The sequence below is a fragment of the Microlunatus soli genome (genome assembly GCF_900105385.1).
In the GTDB taxonomy this organism is placed as follows: domain Bacteria; phylum Actinomycetota; class Actinomycetes; order Propionibacteriales; family Propionibacteriaceae; genus Microlunatus; species Microlunatus soli.
In genome coordinates, this window is the sequence record NZ_LT629772.1 from 126,751 (window position 1) to 145,399 (window position 18,649).

Genomic DNA, 18,649 nt, shown 5'->3' on the forward strand with positions numbered 1-18,649 from the left:
GCTGTCACTGCCGCCGGCGGGATCGGGCCGCCAGGGAATCCCACGACTCGTCATCGGTCAGTCCTAACGCGACATGGTGGGCGCGGACGGTCGGCACCACAGTCAGGAACGCCCAGACGTAGGCGAACGCGCCGACCACTCCGGCATCGCGAACTGCCGGCCACCCACGATGTCCGATCGGTGGGCGTCCCATGCTCGCCGTCAACAGGCGATAGCCGCGATCCAGCACTCGCCAGGCGTCGGGGTCACGCTCGGGGTCGGGCCGCGTACCGAGCACGAAGGGCACATCGCGGCGACGCACCCCGACCTTGATCAACAACCGCGCAGCGTCGGCATCAGACGGCAACAGATTCGGATCGAGCCCGAGTCCTGCTCTGCGATCGAACTCCGGGTCATCCGACCCGTTCAACTCCTGCGATGTCATGCGAACCTCCCGTACATCGTCGGGGCGGCATGGCGCCCACTTCTGCAGGGAGGTCCTGGAGGAACCCACCAGCAACCTACTGCAGGTCGCGTCCCTGTGGCGACACTTCTCGGAAGGACCGAGCGTTGCGCGGACTTCGGGCAGATTCACGACCGGTCGAAGTCGATCCGCATCACCAGCCGACGCAGCGACGGCCGATGCACCTCGGACAGTCCGGCGGAGCGGAACACGTCCGGCGTGCCGACGTTGCCCTCATCGGGCAGGGATCGGTTGATGATCGGATATCCCTCGACCGCGGCAGCGCCGTGCTCCCGGGCGAATTCGACGGCAGCGGCGGCCATCTCGCCGCTGATCCCACGCCGCCGGAAGCCGACTCTCGTGTACAGGCAGGTGATCGCCCACACCGACCGATCGGTGCGATCCTCGTCGCGTCCGTCCCACGGAACCCGGAAGACACGGACCAGTCCCTGGTAGTCGGGGCGCGGTTCGATCGCACACCAGGCGACCGGCTCATCGTCGAGGTAGCCGACCAGGCCACTCGTTTCCTGGCCCGGCGTGTCACAACCGGCCTGCTGCAGCTGCCGTTGCCGGAGCCCGGCGACCGTCACCGAGCGGAACGACTCCTTCCGGCCCAGCTTGTACCGCTGACATCGGCAGCCGGCACCGGGACCGCGAGTCCCGTAGATCGCATCGAGATCGGCGGCGGTCGCCCGGTTCGCCGGAACGATCCGCAGGTCGGCGGATTGCTCGTTGCTGATCGGCACGTTCGATCTCCCCTCGGTCACAGGTGCGGTCGCCCCGATCGCGCTCACAAGGCCGATCGACTCGACCCGCCCGACGCTACTGGACCGCCCCGACACCGCTGCCCCGGACAATTTGACCTTCCAGTCGACTCGAGGGTTTACGGTCGCTGTCATGGACGGGATGAGGATCTCGCAGCTGGCCGCGCGTTCGGGTGTGCCGGTTTCGACACTGCGCTACTACGAGGCCGAAGGACTGTTGCCGGCTTCGCGGGCCGGCAACGGCTATCGGGTGTACGACGAATCGGCGGTGGGCCGATTGGCGTTCATCACCCAGGCCAAGTCGCTCTCGCTGCCGCTGAGCGAGATCCGTGATCTGGTGACCGCTCGGGACGCCGAGCCGTGTCGCGCGATCCGCACGCGGTATCGGCCGCTGTTGGCACAGCACGCCGAACAGGTGCAGGAACGCATTGATCAACTCCGCGACCTGCAGGCCATGATCACCGGCGCGCAACAGCACCTGGACACGATCCCCGATCGTGATGCACCCTGCGATGCGGACTGCTCGTTCCTGAACGACCCGCCCACCACCCCGACCGCGACGGAGCCCTTCATGATCACGATCGACCCACCCGTCGACATCGCCTGCACTCTGGACGGCGACGGCTACGCCGAACGCGCTGCCGGCTGGCGGTCGCTGATCGCCGACGCCCCGGCCAGCACAGCCGAGGACGGATTGCGATTCCGGCTCCCCGTCTCGTTGCTGCCGACCGCGACCGAGCTCGCCGTCGCCGAGCAACAGTGCTGTCCGTTCTTCGGGATCGGGTTCGACCTGCACGGATCGCAGTTCGACCTGACCGTGTCCGCGCCGCCGGAGGCTGCCGCCAAGCTCGCGCAGGTGTTCGGCGGGGCGGCGTCATGACCGTCGTCCGATCGATCATCCTGTTCGTCGTCGCGGCGGTCTTCGAGATCGGCGGCGCCTGGCTGGTCTGGCAGGGGGTTCGCGAGCATCGCGGCTGGGCCTGGATCGGCGCCGGCGTGATCGCCCTCGGCATCTACGGGTTCGTCGCCACCCTGCAGCCCGACGCCCACTTCGGCCGGATCCTGGCTGCCTACGGTGGCGTGTTCGTCGCCGGCTCGCTGATCTGGGCGATGGGTGTCGACGGCTACCGGCCCGACCGCTGGGACATCATCGGTGCCCTGCTCTGTCTTGCCGGCGTCGCTGTGATCATGTACGCCCCACGCACCCGTTGATCACTGCGCCGGCGCCGTCGCCCATGCCAGGCTGGTCACATGGACACTGCCGCCTCGCCAGCCCAGAACGATGACCTCCGTCGGCGCCTCGACGAGTTGCTCGATGAATATCGCACGGCTCTGTCAGCCAGCCTCGACGGCTTGACCGAGGAGCAGGCACGTCGCCGCTTGGTGCCGTCGAAGACGACGCTGCTCGGCTTGCTCAAACACGTCTGCTATGTCGAAGGCGTCTGGTTCGACCAAGCGGTCACCGGCCGGTCCTACGCCGATGTCGGCATCGCCAGTACTCCGGATCGTTCCTTCACCGTGACCAAGGCAGACACCATTGCGTCGATCCGCGAGACCCACCGCCGGCGATGCGAGGCATCGCGACGCCGGATGGCGGACCTGTCGCTGGCCGATGTCGTCGACGGCCGGGGACCGCGAACCGTCTGGGCGCTCTATCTTCAGGTCCTGCGCGAGCTTGCCCAGCATGCTGGCCACGCAGACATCCTGCGGGAACAGATCCTCGCCGCCGACCGCCCCGACGCCGATCGATGAATCCCGACCCAGGGCGTCACGTGGACGGCGAGCTCACCGCGCCATCGATCGACGCTCGGCCAGGTCCTTTTCCACCGTCGGATAGATCCGTTCGAGCCGATAGGCGGCGAAGAGGATGATCAACACCACGAACAGTGCCATCGGGACGTAGACGAACAGTGCCGTGATCGCGGTCAAGGCGGACTCCGGCTGGGTCTGGTTCAGGCCGTTGTAGCCTGCTGCCCCCATGATCCAGCCGAGCGCTGCAGCTCCGAGTCCGTAACCCAGCTTCTGCCCCATGCTGCCCGCACTGTAGAGCACGCCCTCCAGCCGGCGCCCGTTCTTCCACTCGCCGTATTCGATGGTGTCGGGAAGCATCCCCCAGATGGCGCCGAAGATCGGGATCCGACCGACACCTCGAAGGATCGACCCGGCGACCGCCAGCCTGATATCGGTCGGATCGATGGCGATGATCAAGGAACCGGCCAGGAACACCGAGGCACCGACGATCATCGGAACGATCTTGCCGAAGCGCTGATAGATCGGCTGCATGAACAGCATCCCGACCAATGCCGGGATGTACAGCATGAACGACATCAATGCCGCGAAGCCGGCATCGCCCAGGAAGTACCGTGCGAAGTAGGCCGTCGACCCGGTGTACAGCGATTCCGCGACGCTGAACACGATGAAGATCGCGAACAGCAACAGCCAGTAACGATTGCGGACGGCGAGCTTCAGCGACTCGAGCACGCCGGGTTGGTCGCGCGGCGGCGCCGTGTCGACGATGCGTTCGCGGGTGTTGCGGAAGGTGATCAGAAACAGCGCCGCGGCCAGCACGCCGAAGATCACGAAGGTGATGATCCAGGCTCGTTGATCATCACCGAGCGCTCCGACCAACGGCAACGTGAGGACGGTGACGATCAGCGCGCCCAGGGTGGCGCCGAACATCCGGGTGACGTTCAGCCGGGAGCGTTCGGTGAAGTCGCGGGTCATCCGCGTGTTCAGCGTGCCGTACGGGATCACGGCCGCGCTGAGTGCGATGTTCATCAGGATGTAGGTGATCGCGATGTAGATCAGCGTCGGTGTCGGCTTCAGCCCTGGCACGGCGAACACCAAGATCAACGCGACGGCGAACGGCCCGGCCGCCCACAGCACCCAGGGGCGCGCCTTACCCCAGCGGGTCGAGGTCCGGTCCACCACCGCTCCCATCGCGACGTCGACGAATCCGTCGAACAGCCGGGCCAGCAGCACGATCGTGCCGACTGCGGCAGCGGCCGCCCCGATCACGTCGGTGTAGAAGAACACGACGTAGGTGGACAGCGCACCCCAGGCGATGTTGGTGGCAAGATCACCGGCGCCGAAGGACAGCCGCTCCTTCCACGTCACGGTGGCGAACTCTTCGTTCGGTGTGCTCATCATCGGGCCAAATCTCTCGGGGTCAGGTGCAGTGTGCCGGCGCCGTTCAGCGCTCGGCTGCGGCCAGCAGTTCGTCGGCGAGCGCCGACAGGTCAAGATCGTTGGCGCGTTCGACCGTCGCGACGGCGGCTTCGTCGATCGCCTCGATGCCTCGAAAGGCTCCGGCGATCGCGGCCGCCATGCAGCCGATGGTGTCGCTGTCCCCGCCGGCGTTCGCGGCCAGCCGGGCGACGCGGACGGGATCGCCGGCGCCGGCGACGAAGAATCCGATCGCTGCCGGCACCGCCTCTGCCGCCGGCAGGCCGACGCCGATCTCGTCGGAGATGAGATCGATCGCCTGTTCGTCGTCGCGGGCGGTGACGGCCAGGGCGACCGCGCGATCGATCCGGCGCTCGACCGAGGCGCCCGGTACATCGCGGCCCTCGGCCCGGCCGAGCTCAGCGCCCTCTCGCGCACCGTCGGTGGCAGCACGGACGATGTCGACGATCTCGGCACCGGGTGTGCAGGCCCGGGCGACGGCGGCTGCGATCGCCGCGGCACCGGCCACCCCGGGCGGCGTGTTGTGGCTGGGTACGCAGGTGGTGAAGGCGGTCCGGACCGCGGCCTGCGGGTCGCCGTGGTGGAACAGTCCGACAGGCCCGACCCGCATCGCGGCACCGTTGCTGGCGCCCTGCGTCATGATCGTTCCCTGTCGTCCGACCTGCCGCGGGTCCTCGCCCCGTTCCAGCCGGGCGATGGCCTCCCGGGTGGTCGGACCGGCGAAATGCGGGAAGTAGTTCTCGTTCTTGGACCACTCGATCAGCAGCTGTGCCATGTCCTCCGGCGTCAGCGCGGCACCGGTCCGCGTCAGCAGCCGCGCGAGCATGATCATCTGGCTGGAGTCGTCGGTGATCTGCGCGGCAGCCCGGCCGTTCGCGTACGGCGCACCGGGCAGGGGTGCGTGGAACTCCGTGACGTAGCCACCGAAGGCGGCTCGGATCTGATCGCGGCTCAGTTCCTCGGTCGGAGCGCCGAGTGCGTCGGCCAGGCAGCCGGCGGCGAGACTGCCGTGGATCTTGGAATGCAGCAGGGACGGCAAAGCAGTTACCTCTCAGTGGTGATCGTGATCAGGTCTTCGAACCGCTCGCCGCGCCGCGAGTCGGACAGATAGCTCCGACCGCCGACGGCGGTCACGCAGCGGGTCGCCTGCGCCACGGCGCGGCGCAGGCTGTCGTGGATGTCGGCACCGGTGAGCAGCGCCCCGAGGAAGGCTCCGGCCAACGCGTCTCCGGCGCCGGTGGTGTCGACGGCAATCACCGGCTGTCGCAGTCGGGCCCGGTGCAGGACACCGTCGCGATCCAGGCTGAAGGCGCCGTTCGCGCCCGCACTGGTGATCACGAGGCTCGCTCCGAGCTGGAGCAGGCGACCGGCCGCAGCCGGTGCCCCGGTCGACGCCAGTTTGGCCGCCGAGGAGGCATTCAGGAAGACGATGTCGCTGAGCTCGATCAGCCGGGCGAACTGCGGCTGTTCGGGCTCGAACGCGTCCGGTTCGAGGTCAACGGCAACCCGCGCCCCATGATCATGAGCGAGCTCGGCGACCGCCGTCGCCCACGTCAGATCGTCGGCCAGCGGTGCGACGATCTCGGCTCCGGTCATGATCGAGGCGTCGATCTCCTCGATGGTCGGCAGCTTGATCCCGGTGTCCGCACCGGTCAGCGCCTTCTCCCCGCTCGGATCCAGCTGCACGAAGCACATCCAGGTCGGGTGATCGAGATCGCGCAGCGAATGCTCCAGCGACACCCCGAGCCGGCGCAACTCGTCCAGGGCCACGTCTGTGTCAGGTCCGGCGCCGGTCTTGGTGATCAGGTCGACCGCGATGCCCTGCCGGGCGGCAGCGGCAGCCAGGTTGGCGCTCATCCCGCCGCCATACACCCCGGCCAGCGAACCGATGGCCTTGTTGTCGTTGCCGGCGATGTGTGGGACCCGGACGAAGTAGTCGATGCTGGCGTCGCCGACAACGACCAGCCGGCCTCCCGGCTGATGATCGTCGATCATGCTCACAGCTCGTTCCGCAGGTCGATGTCCAGGTGGTACAGATCACCGCGCAGGATGTAGCGGGTGAACTCCGTCGGCCGTTGGTCGGCGCCGAACGAGGTCCGTTGCCGCAGCATTGCTGCCGTGCCCGGCTCGACGGTCAGCTGTTCGGCCTCGGCCGCGGACAGGTTCACCGCGCTGACCCGCTCGTGGGCATGGGTGGGCTGGGCATCACGCACCGTGAGGAAGGCGTACAGCGAGTCGCCGGTGAATTCGGTGAAGTCGATGCCCGGCTGCGGGGTCAGATGATGATCAAGGAAGACGAACGGGTCGTCACCGATCCAGTAGCGCCGCTCGATGTGTACGACGGTCGCGCCGACCGGGATGTCGAGGGCTCCGGCGATCTCCTCGTCGGCCGCCTGTTCGGCGTTGCTGAGCAGCTCGGGCCGGATCGTGAAGCCACGATGGCGCAGTTCCCGGCCGAGGCCGAGCATCGGGCTCATCGCCCGGATCTCGTTCGACGCGACGATGCTGCCGCGCCCATGGAACCGCTCCACCAGGCCGAGTCGCTGCAGTTCCTGGAAGGCACGACGGACCGATGTCTGGGACACGCCGTAACGGGCCCGGAGCTGACTCTCCGACGGCAACCAGTCTCCGGGCTTCAGCGTCCCGTTCAGGATGTCGCGCTGGATCTCGCTCTGGATTGCGCGGTAGAGCGGTCCACGCCCCGGACGACTGGTCATACGACTTAGTGTACTAAGTGCACTTTGCGATGCAACCAGCGCCCGGGGCGAACACCGTCCGGACCAGCCGCGGACAGCGTCAACCGACCGTCGACAGACTCAGAACCCGGCGGACAGCATCGGCGAGAGCGGCCGGATCCGCGGCGCCCTCGGTGCGCCAGGCGACAAAGCCATCGGGACGGACCAGCGACGCGCCGTCCTCCCCGACGCCGTAGCGGGCTGCGAACTGCGCTGCGGGGTCGACAAGATCATCGCCACCGACCACCTGCACATCCAGCGGCACCCCGAGCTGATCACTGACCTGACCGGCGGCCTGCCGCCAGGCAGGGTCCGCTGCCAAGATCACGAACGATCGACCGAACAGGTCACGAGTGGAGATCTGCTCACCGTCCCGCTGCAACCAGACATGTTGAGCCCGTGATCCCGGCCTGCTGTCCGCCGTCACCACGTGCTCGACGAGTTCATGATCATCATCGGGCTCCGGGCAGACCGCGCCATCGACCACCCGGCTGCCGAACATCAGATCGAGCGGATCCCGTCCGGCCTCCCCGCCGTCTTTCTCCGCGCCGCCGGGAGTCATCCGCTGCAACAGATTCTGATACTGGTACTCCGCGATCCACTCCCCGAACGCCCGGCGCTCGACGTCATAGCTGGCCAACAGCCCGGGGCCGGCCTCGCCCTTGATGATCATGGCAAGCTTCCAGCCGAGATCGAAGCCGTCCAACACGGCGGTGTTGCCACCCTGGCCTCCGGTCGGCGGCATCACGTGGGCGGCGTCGCCGGCCAGGACGACGCGACCGGCGACGTAGGAATCGGCCAGCCGATGCGCGAATTCGGTCTCGGCCCGGTCGAGCAGTTCGACCTCCAGATCCAGATCACCGATCCCGATCCTGATCTGTTCGATGCAGTCGGCCTCGGTGAAATCGGAGAACTGTTCGCCCTGCTCGGGGTCGAAGGCGAAGCTGAGCACATAGCGGCCCGGTTCGTCCGTACCCCCGAACACCCCGGTGCCGCCCTGCAGCTCGGGATTCTGCAGATAGACCAGGGCGAACTCGCGACCCTCCATCGGCGCACCGAGATCAGCCCGGAAGATCGTGTTCACCCAATGCGACAGCGCGCCGTGACCGTGGGCGCCGATGCCGACCGCGCCCCGGGTCGTCGTCCGCCAGCCGTCGGCGCCGACCAGATAGTCCGCCCGGACCGTACGCCGACCGCCGGTCTGCAGGTCGATCAACTCGGCAGTCACACCCTCGTCATCGACGGTGAACCCATCCAGCTCGGTCCGGAACTGGACCCGCGCTCCCCAGGCACCGGCCCGGTCGGCCAGGATCGGCTCGACTGCCTCCTGACTGGCCATTCCCATTCCGGTCGGGCTGATCGATGTCAGGTCGAAGTCGAAGGATTCGACCAAGGTCTTGTAGGGCGTACCCAACAGGCTCGGACCGATCACGATCTCCATCGGCAGGCTGGTGTCATACCCCGCCCTCCGCACGGCATCGTCGATGCCGGCGACCCGGAAGGCCTCCATCACCGTCGGCATCTGACCGCGGGCCTTCGGATGGGTTGCGGTGGTCGCGTGGCGTTCGACCACCAACGATGTGATCCCGTGCATGCCGAGGAACATCGCGGTGGACAGGCCCGCCAGACCGGCGCCGACCACCAGCACCGGAACCTGCTCGACGAGCGGCTGCGAACGATCGGTGGACGAATCAATCATGGTGCACTCCTTGAAGCTGAACGAACGGCGTTCGTTGTTGACGAACACAGTTCTATCTCGGAACGCTGTTCGTTACCAGTACAGTGTTCGGATGGACCCTGACCCGCTTCCCCCGCAACCCTGGCTCCGCTCAGGGCGAGGTCAACGACGCCAACTGAGCCTGCAACTGATCGTCGACACCGCGCTCGATCTGCTCGCCGGCGACGGGCTCGAGGCGGTCACCATGCGCAAGGTGGCGCAGCGCCTGGGCACCGGTGCCGCGTCGCTGTATGCCCACGTCCGGGACAAGGCCGAGCTGCATGAGCTGATGCTCGACGCGGTACTGGCGACCGTCGAGATCCCCGATCCCGACCCGCTGCACTGGAAAGAACAGCTCCGGGAACTGGCGGACCGCTTGACCACGGTGCTCGCCTCCCGCCCTGGCATTGCGCGGATCGCCCTGGAAACGTTGATTCCCACCACCCCGGGCATGCTGAACCTGATGGACCGGATGCTCGGGATCCTGAAAGCCGGCGGGCTGAGCGATGACGACGCCCTGCTCGCCGGCGACATCCTCGCGCTGTACACCGCGGCCGGCGGCTACGAGCAGGGCCTGCGCAGCAGTGCCGGCGCGACAGCGGAAGCGACCGAACGGATCGCGCGGATCGGCCAATACCTGGAGATCGTGCCGGCCGGACGACTCCCGTACCTCGTTGCGCTGGCGCCCGCGATGAGTGGCCAACGGGATGGGTACGCGATCGGGCTCGACCTGCTGATCGACGGACTGGCCGCACGCGCCGTGCCCGATCCGGATCGGGCCGATCCGAATCGGCCCTGAACCACCCGTTCACGACCCCAGAATCCCCGGGTCCCATCTCAGGGACTCTTCAGGGTGCCGAAGGAATCCCGGACGGCCTCTCGTGCGTTGAGTCCTATGAAGGCAACGAAAGGGGCCGCACCGTGGCAACCAGAACGTCATCCCGCACGACCGAGGGCATCGAAGGCAAGGATGCTGTCGGTCTCTACCTTGATGGAATCGCCAAGACGCCGCTGCTGACCGCCGAGGAAGAGGTCGAACTGGCCAAGCGGATCGAGGCCGGTCTCTATGCAGCTGCCCTGCTGTCGGATGGGGTGACAGCCAAGGAGCGCGGCAAGAAAGCGGTCCAGGCCACCGACGAGGAACTGCAGCAACTGGTGGATCTCGGCGAGAAGGCCCAGCGCCGTTTCGTGATGGCCAATCTCCGACTGGTCGTCTCGGTCGCGCGCAAATACGGTCGCGCCCAGATGCCACTCCTGGACCTGGTCCAGGAGGGCAATACCGGATTGATCCGCGCGGTGGAGAAGTTCGATTACACCAAGGGATTCAAGTTCTCCACCTACGGCACCTGGTGGGTGCGGCAATCCATTTCCCGTGGCATCGCCCAGCAGGGGCGCATCGTCCGGCTCCCGGTGCACGTCGCCGAGCAGGTCAACCAGGTCGGCGCGGTACGCCGGACACTGGAACGCCGCCTCGGTCGCGACCCGGAGTTGGAGGAGATCGCCGACGAGATGGGTGTCGAGGTCGACCGAGTGCTTGACCTGATGCGGTACGGCCGTGACCACGTCAGCCTGGACGCGCCCGTCGAGGAGGGCGGTGACACCGCCCTCGGTGACCTGATCGCCCGGGAGCCGATGCCGGGTCCGGACGAGGTCTTCCTGGACGCCGAGGAACACCAGCGTCTGGAGGCGCTGCTCGATCAACTCGACGACCGGTCCGCCGATGTGGTCCGCCGCCGTTATGGATTGGTCGACGGTCGCCAGGCCAAACTCGCCGATATCGGTGCGGTCTGGGGAATCACCGCCGAACGGGTCCGGCAGATCGAACGACACGCCATCGCCAAACTGCGCAACGCGTCCACTCTGGCCGCATAATCGAATGTGAACGATCCACTTCCCGGCAAAGAGGCAATCCGATGAAAAGAAGGATTCTGACCAGCCCGATCGTCAAGATGATTCGGCACAACGAGCTCATCGAAGAAATGCTGATGAAGCGCCGTTTCAGTCGCCGTTGAAGAACAACTGAACCACCGAACAGAGGAGCCGGTCGCCGACGCGACCGGCTCCTCTATTTGTGTATGGCGACGTGATGGTGTTTCCACCCGCCGATCGGGCGACGACTCACCGAGCGTCCCGTGGCGACCGGCCGGTGTGGCGTTTGAAGGCACGACTGAACGCCTCCTCCGATTCGTAACCGACCCGACGCGCGACGGCGGCGACGCCGAGCGTCGTCGAGCCCAGCAGATCGCCGGCGACGTGCATCCGCCAAGCCGCCAGATAGCGGATCGGCGGCATCCCCAAACGGCTCCGGAAGCGTTCGTCCAGCAACGAGACCGACACCAGACTCAATCGGGCCAGCCGCTGCACGCTCCACCGTTCCTGCGGCGCGCCGTGGATCGCCGCGAGCACCGGAGCCAGCACCGGATCGCCGAGAGCAGCCAACCAGCCACCCTCGATGTCCGGCGCACTCGCCAGATGGGTCCGCAACACCTCTCGAACGACCAACTCGGGCAACTCGGTCGGTCCCTGCAATCCGCCTGCCGACGCCGGAGCCGTCTGCGCCAGCGCGTAGTCGATGCTGGCGCGTACCCAATCCCGGGCCGGACCCGATCCGACACTCACCACGAACAGCGGCGGCAGCGCCCGCAGCCGTGGGTCGAACAGCGGATGATCACTGCTCAGGTAGCCGCAGACCACATCGGTCCGCGGCCCGCCGGCACCCAACGTGATCACCGGAAGGGTCCGCCACGGAGTCGGTTCGAGCAGATCCTCCATCGAGACCACCTCGGTGTCGGCGGCGCCGCCCATGACGTGTACGTCCCCGTACGGCGCGACGACCACGTCACCGGCACGCGCCCAGTGGCGTTCGCCGCCCGGCAGTGCGGTCCAGCAGCGCCCGGTGGCCACCAGATGGAACAACGCGACCCGAGCCGAACCGGGACTCAGCAGCGCCGCCGTCGCCTCCGGCGTCGGTGACCGGTAGGCCCACGCCTCGGTGTACCGGCCGCGCAGGAACACCGCCCCCTGCAGATGCATCCGGCCGAGCATCTCGACAAGCGTGGTGTTGCGGTCAGGTCCGGTGGGGACGCGGTCATGGTCGATCCGTGCCGCGCACACAAGACTCAGTCTGACAGTTCAGCAACCACCGCAAGGAGCATCCGATGCTTTTCATGGACGTGCATGACAATCTGCCCGGGGTCACCGCAGCCGATGTCGCCGAGGCACACAAGAAGGACCTGGCGATCCAGGACCAGTACGGCGTCGACTACCGCACATACTGGGTCGATGAGGCCGAGGGCAAGGTCTTCTGCCTGGTCGAAGCACCGTCGGCCGAAGCCGCCGCGGCGGTCCACAAGGAGGCACACGGACTCCTCCCCGACCGTACCTATCCGGTGGTCGAGGGCGGCTGACCTCCGACTCCACCAGGGGATCCGGCTCACCCAGAGCTGCTGAACCTTCCTGCGTCGCGCCGTCCATCGGTATCGGGCGGCGCGACGCTGTCGCCTGCACCTGTCGTGTCATTCGCCGGTCATCGAACTGGCCATTGGTAGAGAGCCCCTTGTCTGGACCAGCTCGCATTGTCGTGCTAACTTTCGGCGGAATTTGGAAAGTTTCGACAGGAGGCAGCGACTGTGCAGCCCACCATCCCGGCGCTCGAAGGTAGCGTCCTGCGGATCGACGCGGACCCCATCGACTACGTTCTGGTCGCCGTGTACTTCGCGATCATCATCGCCATCGGTCTGATCTCCCGGCGGGGTATCGCCAGCAGTGTCGACTTCCTGTTGGCCGGCCGTCGGCTGCCGGCCTGGGTGACCGGCCTGGCGTTCATGTCGGCCAACCTCGGCGCGACCGAGCTGCTCGGGCAGTCGGCGAACGGCGCCCAATACGGCGAACAGGCGTTCCACTACTACTGGGTCGGCGCCATCCCGGCAATGGTCTTCCTCGGCCTGGTGATGATGCCGTTCTATTACGGCTCGAAGGTCCGCAGTGTTCCGGAGTTCCTGCACCGCCGCTTCAACAGGACCACCCAACGCATTCAGGCGGTCCTGTTCGCCACTGCCTCGATCCTGCTGGCCGGCGTCAACCTGTACGCGATGGCGATCGTCGTGCACGCGCTGCTGGGTTGGCCGACCTGGGTGGCGATCGTCGTCGCTGCCGTCTTCGTGCTGGCCTACACCTTCCTGGGTGGGCTCTCGGCCGCGATCTACAACGAGGTTCTGCAGTTCTTCGTGATCGTCGCGGCGATGATCCCGGTGACTCTGGTCGGCCTGCACCGGGTCGGCGGCTGGAACGGTCTGGTCAGCAAGATCACCGCACGGCCGGACGGTCACCAGATGCTCACCCCGTTCCCGGCCGAGCAGCTGACCGGCATCACCAGCAGCGTCGGTTCGGTGATCGGTGTGGTCGCCGGGTTGGGTTTCGTCACCTCCTTCGGCTACTGGACGACCAACTTCACCGAGGTCCAGCGGGCGTTCTCCGCCGGTGACGCCGGCGCCGCCCAACGGACGCCGCTGATCGCGGCGATCCCGAAGGCACTGGTCGCCCTGGTGATCATCATCCCGGGCATGATCGCCACCGTGCTGGTGCCGGCGATCGCCGGGCTGAAGTCGGGGGCGGAGACCGGTGCGACGTACAACGACGTGGTGCCGCTGATGCTGCGCGAACTGCTGCCGAACGGGTTCCTCGGGGTGGCACTGACCGGCCTGCTGGCCTCCTTCATGGCCGGCATGGCGGCCAACGTCAGCTCGTTCAACACGGTCTTCACCTACGACATCTGGCAGGACTGGATCAAGCCGAACATGCCCGACCTGCATTACCTCAAGGTCGGCCGGGTGGTGACCGTACTGGCCACCGCGGCTGCTGTCGGCACCGCCTTCATCGCCGCCGGGTTCAGCAACATCATGGACTACATCCAGACGCTGTTCTCCTTCTTCAACGTGCCGCTGTTCGCGATCTTCATCCTCGGCCTGTTCTGGAAGCGGATGACCGGCACCGCCGGCTGGACCAGTCTGGTCACCGGGACCGCGGGCGCGGTGGCGGTCTTCGTGCTCAATGAGGTCGGCGTGCTGCATCTGCCGGGCCAGGGCTCGAGCTTCCTCGGCGGCGCGGTGGCCTGCGTGCTGGTGGTGATCGTCGCGGTGATCGTCTCGGCCCGCACCAAACCCAAGCCGGAGGAGGAACTGGTCGGACTGGTCCGCAGCGTGACGCCGAAGGCCGACACCGCGGTCGCGGTGAAGGTCTGGTACCAGTCTCCGGTCCTGCTGGCCGCCGTCGCGCTCGGCCTGGTCGTGTTCTTCTACATCCTCTTCAGCATCGTCTGATCCCGGGAGCCCAGCATGAGTACTCAGCCAACAGACAACGACAAGTCGCAGCTCCGGCTCGCCGAGTTGTTCGACATCCGTACGGTGATCGGCACCTTGTTCCTGATCTACGGTGCGGTCTGTCTGATCACCGGCATCATCGACTTCTCCGCCGCCGACAGCACCAAGGCCGGCGGCATCAACGTCAATCTGTGGTCCGGCATCGGGCAGCTGATCATCGCCGCGATCTTCATCGTCTGGTCACTGACCAAGCCGTTCCATCCGCCGTCGCCGGACTCCGAGACCGGGCCCGATCAGCAGTCCTGAGGCGGCGGACGCCGACGGCATCGCCTCCGTGCCGCTCTTCTCCCTCGGGGTAGAGCTATTGTCGGGGTGTGTTCAAGATCTTTCTCGCCCTGCATCTGATCTTCGCCGTCGGCGCCATCGGCCCGCTGCTGCACGCCGCCACCACCGCGGTCCGGGGAGTCCGCACCGCCGACGCCGTCGCCACCGCCGCCGGGTCACGGATGATCAAGATCTATGCGATCGGCAGCGTGCTGGTGGTGATCTTCGGCTTCGGGCTGCTGTCGATGGACTCGCCCTACGACGGCAAGCCGGTCGGCAGCTTCACCGACACCTGGGTCTGGCTGTCGTTGCTGCTCTGGCTGATCGGTGTCGGGCTCGCCTGGGGCGTGGTCTCCACCGGCCTGGACAAGGCGACCTCCTTGATCAAGAACGGCGAGTCGCCGAACAGCGTACGAGGCAGGGTCGCCGCGGCCGGCGGAGTCGTCGGACTGATCTTCGTCGTGATCATCGTGCTGATGGTCTTCCGACCGTGAGCATGATCGGCTGACCGGGCCCTTGGTGCTGTTCGGTCAGCTGCGGAACCGGTACTGCTGAAGAGACTCCGGGCGCATCTCGGTGCTCGCACCCGGCACGCTCGGTGCCAGGTAGCGCCCTGCACGGAACTCCAGTGGTTCCACGAAATGTTCGTGCAGATGGTCGACGTGTTCGATCATCCGCCCGTCCATCGACCCGGACACCGCCGCGTAGTCGAAGAACGAGAAATGCCGGACAGCCTGGCAGAGCCCGACGCCACCGCCGTGCGGACACACCGGCAGTCCGAACCTGGCGGCCAGCAACAGGATCGCGATGTTCTCGTTCACTCCGGCGACCCGGGTCGCGTCGATCTGCACGATCTGCACGCCGCCGGCCTGCATCAACTGTTTGAAGATCACCCGATTGGCCGCGTGTTCGCCGGTTGCCACCGGCATCGGGGCCAGCGCCCTGGCAATAGCCGCATGGGCCAGCACGTCGTCGGGGTTGGTCGGCTCCTCGATCCAGGCGATGTCGTACGGCGCCAACTCGCGCATCCAGGTGATCGCATCGGCCGTACCCCAGCGCTGGTTGGCGTCCACCGCGATCCGGACGTCGGGGCCGACGGCGTCCCGGGCGATCTGCAGCCGGCGTTTGTCGTCGGACAGGTTGCCGCCGACCTTCAACTTGATCTGCGCGAACCCGTCGGCGACCGCTTCGCGGCACAGCTTGGCGAGTAGATCGTCGTCGTAGCCGAGCCAGCCGGGCCCGGTGGTGTAGCCGGGGTAGCCGACCCGCTGCAGCTCGGCGATCCGCTCGGCCCGGCCCGGCTCGGCCGACGTCAGGATCGCCCGGGCGTCCTCGACGGTGAGCGCGTCGGTCAGATAGCGGAAGTCGACCAGGGACAGCAGCTCGTCCACGCTCAAGGTCGCCAGATGCAACCACAACGGCTGGCCGGCACGCTTGGCCCGCAGATCCCACAGCGCGTTGATCACGGCGCCGATCGCCATGTGCACGACGCCCTTCTCCGGACCGAGCCAGCGCAACTGGGAATCATGCACGAGTCGGCGCCAGGTCTGCCCCATGTCGGACAACAGCACATCGATGTCGGCACCGGCCAGCTGGGCGACCACCGATTCGATGGCCGCGACCTGGATGTCATTGCCCCGACCGATGGTGAACGTGAAGCCGTGTCCCGCCCCCTGATCGGTGTTGAGCCGCAGGTAGGCCGCGGAGTAGTCCGGATCAGGATTCATCGCGTCCGAACCGGCCAGGGTCTCGTGGGTCGGGAAGCGGACGTCGAAGGTCTCAGCGCTGATCGGGGTCGCTGGACGTTCGGTTGAGCTGCTGGGCACGGGCACCTTCCAGGTCGGTGAAGGGAGAAGACCTGACCGAAGTAAACATCCGATCTTTATCGGCTGTCAATCAGTTGCGCCCTGCCGTGAGGACGATCTTGCCGAAGCCGGCGCCGGATTCCAGGCGGGCGAACGCGTCGGCGGCCGCGGTCAGCGGCAGCGTGCTGTCGATCACCGGTCGCAGCCCGGTGGCCACCAACATCGCGGCCAGACCGACCAACTCCTCCCGGGTGCCCATCGTCGATCCGACCACCTGCAACGGCTTGAAGAAGATCTTGGTCAACTCGGCTTTGCTCGGCTCGGCACCCGATGTCGTACCGCAGATCACCACCGTGCCGCCCGGTTTCAGCGCGTTGATCGAATGCGACCAGGTCGCGGCACCGACCGACTCCAGTACGGCGTCCACCCGTTCGGGCAACCGTTCACCGGACGGGAACCAGGCGTGAGCACCCAACCCGACGGCCCGCTCGCCACGCTCCGCGGACCGCGACGTGACCCAGACCCGCAGCCCGGCGTGCCGCGCGAGCAGGATCAACGCCGTCGCCACGCCGCCGCCCGCGCCCTGGACCAGGACCGTGTCGCCGGGCCGCACCCCGGACCGGACGAACAACATCCGGTACGCCGTCAGCCAAGCGGTCGGCAGGCACGCCGCCTCCGCGAACGACAGCTCCGCCGGTTTGGCGATCAGATTGGCCGCCGGCACCCGGATCCGCTCGGCCAAGGTCCCCGGGCAGCGCTCGGACAGCAGACTGCGACGCGGGTCGGTGGTGGTGTCCGGACCGCTGAATCCCGGTGCGTTGATCACCGCGTGCACGATCACCTCCGCACCGTCCGGCCCGATGCCGGCGGCGTCGCAGCCGAGCACCATCGGGCACTGATCGGCAGACAGCCCGACCCCACGCAGGGAGAACAGATCGTGGTGGTTCAACGCGGCCGCTCGCAGCTCGACTTCCACCCAGTCATCGGGTGTTTGCTGCCCTCCCGGTGTGCTGGCAACGTCCAACTCCCCCACCTGCAGGGCGTTCAACGGCTGGTCGGCATCGGTCCGGGCTGCGTACGCGGCAAGCATGCCGGTCACTCTACGAGCGGTCCGGCCCGATGCCCTTCGACAGGCTCAGGGACCGTCGAGAGGCTGTCCGGTGCGGTCTCTGTCAGGATGTGCCGGTGGACCAAACCCAACGACTGATCCGGACCAGCACCCAACAGTTCGGCCACCGTCCGGCCGGTGTCTGGGCGGCGCCCGGCCGGGTCAATCTGATCGGCGAGCACACCGACTACAACGACGGCTTCGTGATGCCGTTCGCGTTGGCCGAGCAGACTCTGGTCGCGGCGACGCCGGTCGCCGGCGACGTGTGGACCGTGCACTCCAAGGACATGGCAGAGACCGTCACCTTCGGACCCGACGAGCTGGACGCCGGTCTGGACGGTTGGCAGGCCTACGTCGCCGGCATCGTCTGGGCGTTGCGCGAGGCCGGCCATCCGGTCGCCGGCGCCGAGCTGACGATCTCCTCCACGGTCCCGGTCGCTGCCGGCCTGTCCTCTTCCGCGGCGCTGGAGTGCGCGGTCCTGATCGCACTGGTCGATCTCTACACCCTGGACATTCCGCCGCTGGAGCGGGCGATCCTGGCCCGCCGCTGCGAGAACGAGTTCGTCGGTGCTCCCACGGGGCTGATGGATCAGGCCGCCTCCACCCTGTGCACGGCCGACAACGCGTTGTTCCTGGACTGCCGGACGCACTCCTACCAGCAGGTGCCGCTGGATCTGCGGGCCGCCGGACTCGAGTTGCTGGTGATCGACACCAAGACACCGCACGCCCACGTCGACGGCGAGTACGCCGAGCGGCGCCGGACCTGTGAGAAGGCCGCCGCCCGGCTGGACGTGCCGGCTTTGCGCGATGTCGAGGACCTGGACGCGGCGCTGGCCGTGCTGCCCGACGAACTGATGCGCAAACGGGTCCGCCACGTCGTCACCGAGGACGCCCGGGTGCTGCAGGCCCGCGAGGTCCTCGGCGACCAGAGCCGCAGCATGGCCGACCGACTCGCCGCGCTGGCCCCGCTGCTGGATGCGTCGCACGCCTCGATGCGCGACGACTTCGAGATCACCGTGCCGACGGTCGATCTCGCCGTCCAGACCGCGCGGGCGGCCGGCGCGATCGGCGCCCGGATGACCGGCGGCGGATTCGGCGGCTGCGTGATCGCGCTGGTGCCCAGCGGAACCGGCGACCAGGTCGCCGGCGCGGTGAAGGCGGCGTTCGCCGAGGCCGGCTTCGGCGCCCCCGCGCACTTCCTGGCCTACCCTTCTGCCGGTGCCCGACGGCTCGAAGTGTCAAGCTGAAAC

At 67.3% G+C, this 18,649-nt stretch carries 20 protein-coding genes; 10 read left to right on the plus strand and 10 right to left on the minus strand.

The window, feature by feature from the left end; all coding sequences use genetic code 11:
* Nucleotides 1-4 precede the first annotated feature (4 nt).
* Together BLU38_RS00515 and BLU38_RS00520 are read right to left on the minus strand one after the other, a co-directional pair.
* On the minus strand, nt 5-424 hold the full coding sequence (locus BLU38_RS00515; RefSeq protein WP_091518198.1) for an acyltransferase domain-containing protein: 420 nt from the start codon (nt 422-424) through the stop codon (nt 5-7).
* Between the two features lie 146 nt (nt 425-570).
* Nucleotides 571-1,188: a GNAT family N-acetyltransferase gene (locus BLU38_RS00520; protein ID WP_197679935.1), complete on the minus strand. Its 618-nt coding sequence runs from the start codon at nt 1,186-1,188 to the stop codon at nt 571-573.
* Between the two features lie 151 nt (nt 1,189-1,339).
* On the opposite strand from BLU38_RS00520, the gene BLU38_RS00525 reads away from it, so the two are divergent.
* Genes BLU38_RS00525 through BLU38_RS00535 form a run of 3 tightly spaced genes read left to right on the plus strand, consistent with a single transcriptional unit; the run spans nt 1,340 to nt 2,958 of the window.
* Nucleotides 1,340-2,086 (plus strand): MerR family transcriptional regulator, encoded by a 747-nt coding sequence (locus BLU38_RS00525; protein WP_091518201.1) that lies wholly within the window; start codon nt 1,340-1,342, stop codon nt 2,084-2,086.
* A complete protein-coding gene (locus tag BLU38_RS00530) occupies nt 2,083-2,418 on the plus strand; it encodes a YnfA family protein (RefSeq protein WP_091518204.1) in 336 nt (111 codons plus the stop codon). Before BLU38_RS00525 ends, BLU38_RS00530 begins: the two co-directional genes overlap by 4 nt.
* 39 nt (nt 2,419-2,457) lie before the next feature.
* Entirely contained in the window at nt 2,458-2,958 is a 501-nt protein-coding gene (locus BLU38_RS00535) for a mycothiol transferase (RefSeq protein ID WP_091518207.1), read from the plus strand.
* A gap of 33 nt (nt 2,959-2,991) precedes the next feature.
* Here BLU38_RS00535 and BLU38_RS00540 read toward each other — a convergent pair whose 3' ends face one another.
* The 5 genes from BLU38_RS00540 to BLU38_RS00560 form a co-directional block, all read right to left on the minus strand.
* Nucleotides 2,992-4,356, minus strand: coding sequence for an MFS transporter (locus BLU38_RS00540; protein ID WP_091518212.1), 1,365 nt, complete (start codon nt 4,354-4,356; stop codon nt 2,992-2,994).
* A gap of 43 nt (nt 4,357-4,399) precedes the next feature.
* Nucleotides 4,400-5,431 (minus strand): ADP-ribosylglycohydrolase family protein, encoded by a 1,032-nt coding sequence (locus BLU38_RS00545; protein WP_091518216.1) that lies wholly within the window; start codon nt 5,429-5,431, stop codon nt 4,400-4,402.
* A 5-nt stretch (nt 5,432-5,436) separates the two neighbouring features.
* Nucleotides 5,437-6,387, minus strand: a complete 951-nt coding sequence (locus BLU38_RS00550; protein ID WP_091518220.1) for a carbohydrate kinase family protein — start codon at nt 6,385-6,387, stop codon at nt 5,437-5,439.
* Nucleotides 6,388-6,389: 2 nt separating this feature from the next.
* Nucleotides 6,390-7,109 carry a GntR family transcriptional regulator gene (locus tag BLU38_RS00555; RefSeq protein WP_091518223.1) on the minus strand — a complete coding sequence of 240 codons (720 nt, stop codon included), beginning with the start codon at nt 7,107-7,109 and terminating at the stop codon, nt 6,390-6,392.
* Nucleotides 7,110-7,188: 79 nt separating this feature from the next.
* Nucleotides 7,189-8,826, minus strand: a complete 1,638-nt coding sequence (locus BLU38_RS00560; RefSeq protein WP_091531520.1) for an FAD-dependent monooxygenase — start codon at nt 8,824-8,826, stop codon at nt 7,189-7,191.
* Between the two features lie 91 nt (nt 8,827-8,917).
* Between BLU38_RS00560 and BLU38_RS30665 the strand changes: the two genes are divergently transcribed.
* The gene (locus BLU38_RS30665) at nt 8,918-9,643 is read left to right on the plus strand and encodes a TetR/AcrR family transcriptional regulator (RefSeq protein ID WP_172836037.1); all 726 of its coding nucleotides are present in this window, start codon (nt 8,918-8,920) and stop codon (nt 9,641-9,643) included.
* A 122-nt stretch (nt 9,644-9,765) separates the two neighbouring features.
* Nucleotides 9,766-10,716, plus strand: a complete 951-nt coding sequence (locus tag BLU38_RS00570) for a sigma-70 family RNA polymerase sigma factor (RefSeq protein WP_091518227.1) — start codon at nt 9,766-9,768, stop codon at nt 10,714-10,716.
* A gap of 246 nt (nt 10,717-10,962) precedes the next feature.
* On the opposite strand, the gene BLU38_RS00575 is transcribed toward BLU38_RS00570, so the two are convergent.
* Complete coding sequence (locus BLU38_RS00575) at nt 10,963-11,889, minus strand: AraC family transcriptional regulator (protein WP_091531525.1); 927 nt, start codon at nt 11,887-11,889, stop codon at nt 10,963-10,965.
* 113 nt (nt 11,890-12,002) lie between these two features.
* Here BLU38_RS00575 and BLU38_RS00580 point away from each other — a divergent pair, with 113 nt between their 5' ends.
* From BLU38_RS00580 to BLU38_RS00595, 4 genes are all read left to right on the plus strand, one after another.
* Nucleotides 12,003-12,251, plus strand: coding sequence for a DUF4242 domain-containing protein (locus tag BLU38_RS00580; RefSeq protein ID WP_157683121.1), 249 nt, complete (start codon nt 12,003-12,005; stop codon nt 12,249-12,251).
* Between the two features lie 222 nt (nt 12,252-12,473).
* Nucleotides 12,474-14,162, plus strand: a complete 1,689-nt coding sequence (locus BLU38_RS00585; RefSeq protein WP_231920116.1) for a sodium:solute symporter family protein — start codon at nt 12,474-12,476, stop codon at nt 14,160-14,162.
* Nucleotides 14,163-14,177: 15 nt separating this feature from the next.
* Nucleotides 14,178-14,468: a hypothetical protein gene (locus BLU38_RS00590; protein WP_091518233.1), complete on the plus strand. Its 291-nt coding sequence runs from the start codon at nt 14,178-14,180 to the stop codon at nt 14,466-14,468.
* A gap of 68 nt (nt 14,469-14,536) precedes the next feature.
* On the plus strand, nt 14,537-14,980 hold the full coding sequence (locus BLU38_RS00595; protein ID WP_091518236.1) for a hypothetical protein: 444 nt from the start codon (nt 14,537-14,539) through the stop codon (nt 14,978-14,980).
* Nucleotides 14,981-15,016: 36 nt separating this feature from the next.
* Here BLU38_RS00595 and BLU38_RS00600 read toward each other — a convergent pair whose 3' ends face one another.
* Together BLU38_RS00600 and BLU38_RS00605 are read right to left on the minus strand one after the other, a co-directional pair.
* On the minus strand, nt 15,017-16,312 hold the full coding sequence (locus BLU38_RS00600; protein WP_231920117.1) for an enolase C-terminal domain-like protein: 1,296 nt from the start codon (nt 16,310-16,312) through the stop codon (nt 15,017-15,019).
* A gap of 70 nt (nt 16,313-16,382) precedes the next feature.
* Nucleotides 16,383-17,381 (minus strand): zinc-binding dehydrogenase, encoded by a 999-nt coding sequence (locus BLU38_RS00605; protein WP_091531534.1) that lies wholly within the window; start codon nt 17,379-17,381, stop codon nt 16,383-16,385.
* Nucleotides 17,382-17,476: 95 nt separating this feature from the next.
* On the opposite strand from BLU38_RS00605, the gene galK reads away from it, so the two are divergent.
* On the plus strand, nt 17,477-18,646 hold the full coding sequence (gene galK / locus BLU38_RS00610; protein WP_231920118.1) for a galactokinase: 1,170 nt from the start codon (nt 17,477-17,479) through the stop codon (nt 18,644-18,646).
* The last annotated feature ends 3 nt before the right edge of the window (nt 18,647-18,649 follow it).

What these genes read in the sequence shown, in the direction of transcription:
- BLU38_RS00515 (WP_091518198.1), bottom strand. Translation starts at nt 424, where the DNA reads ATGACATCGCAGGAGTTGAACGGGTCGGATGACCCGGAGTTCGATCGC.
- BLU38_RS00525 (WP_091518201.1), top strand. Translation starts at nt 1,340, where the DNA reads ATGGACGGGATGAGGATCTCGCAGCTGGCCGCGCGTTCGGGTGTGCCG.
- BLU38_RS00530 (WP_091518204.1), top strand. Translation starts at nt 2,083, where the DNA reads ATGACCGTCGTCCGATCGATCATCCTGTTCGTCGTCGCGGCGGTCTTC.
- BLU38_RS00535 (WP_091518207.1), top strand. Translation starts at nt 2,458, where the DNA reads ATGGACACTGCCGCCTCGCCAGCCCAGAACGATGACCTCCGTCGGCGC.
- BLU38_RS00540 (WP_091518212.1), bottom strand. Translation starts at nt 4,356, where the DNA reads ATGATGAGCACACCGAACGAAGAGTTCGCCACCGTGACGTGGAAGGAG.
- BLU38_RS00550 (WP_091518220.1), bottom strand. Translation starts at nt 6,387, where the DNA reads ATGATCGACGATCATCAGCCGGGAGGCCGGCTGGTCGTTGTCGGCGAC.
- BLU38_RS00555 (WP_091518223.1), bottom strand. Translation starts at nt 7,109, where the DNA reads ATGACCAGTCGTCCGGGGCGTGGACCGCTCTACCGCGCAATCCAGAGC.
- BLU38_RS00560 (WP_091531520.1), bottom strand. Translation starts at nt 8,826, where the DNA reads ATGATTGATTCGTCCACCGATCGTTCGCAGCCGCTCGTCGAGCAGGTT.
- BLU38_RS30665 (WP_172836037.1), top strand. Translation starts at nt 8,918, where the DNA reads ATGGACCCTGACCCGCTTCCCCCGCAACCCTGGCTCCGCTCAGGGCGA.
- BLU38_RS00575 (WP_091531525.1), bottom strand. Translation starts at nt 11,889, where the DNA reads ATGCTCGGCCGGATGCATCTGCAGGGGGCGGTGTTCCTGCGCGGCCGG.
- BLU38_RS00580 (WP_157683121.1), top strand. Translation starts at nt 12,003, where the DNA reads ATGCTTTTCATGGACGTGCATGACAATCTGCCCGGGGTCACCGCAGCC.
- BLU38_RS00590 (WP_091518233.1), top strand. Translation starts at nt 14,178, where the DNA reads ATGAGTACTCAGCCAACAGACAACGACAAGTCGCAGCTCCGGCTCGCC.
- BLU38_RS00605 (WP_091531534.1), bottom strand. Translation starts at nt 17,381, where the DNA reads ATGCTTGCCGCGTACGCAGCCCGGACCGATGCCGACCAGCCGTTGAAC.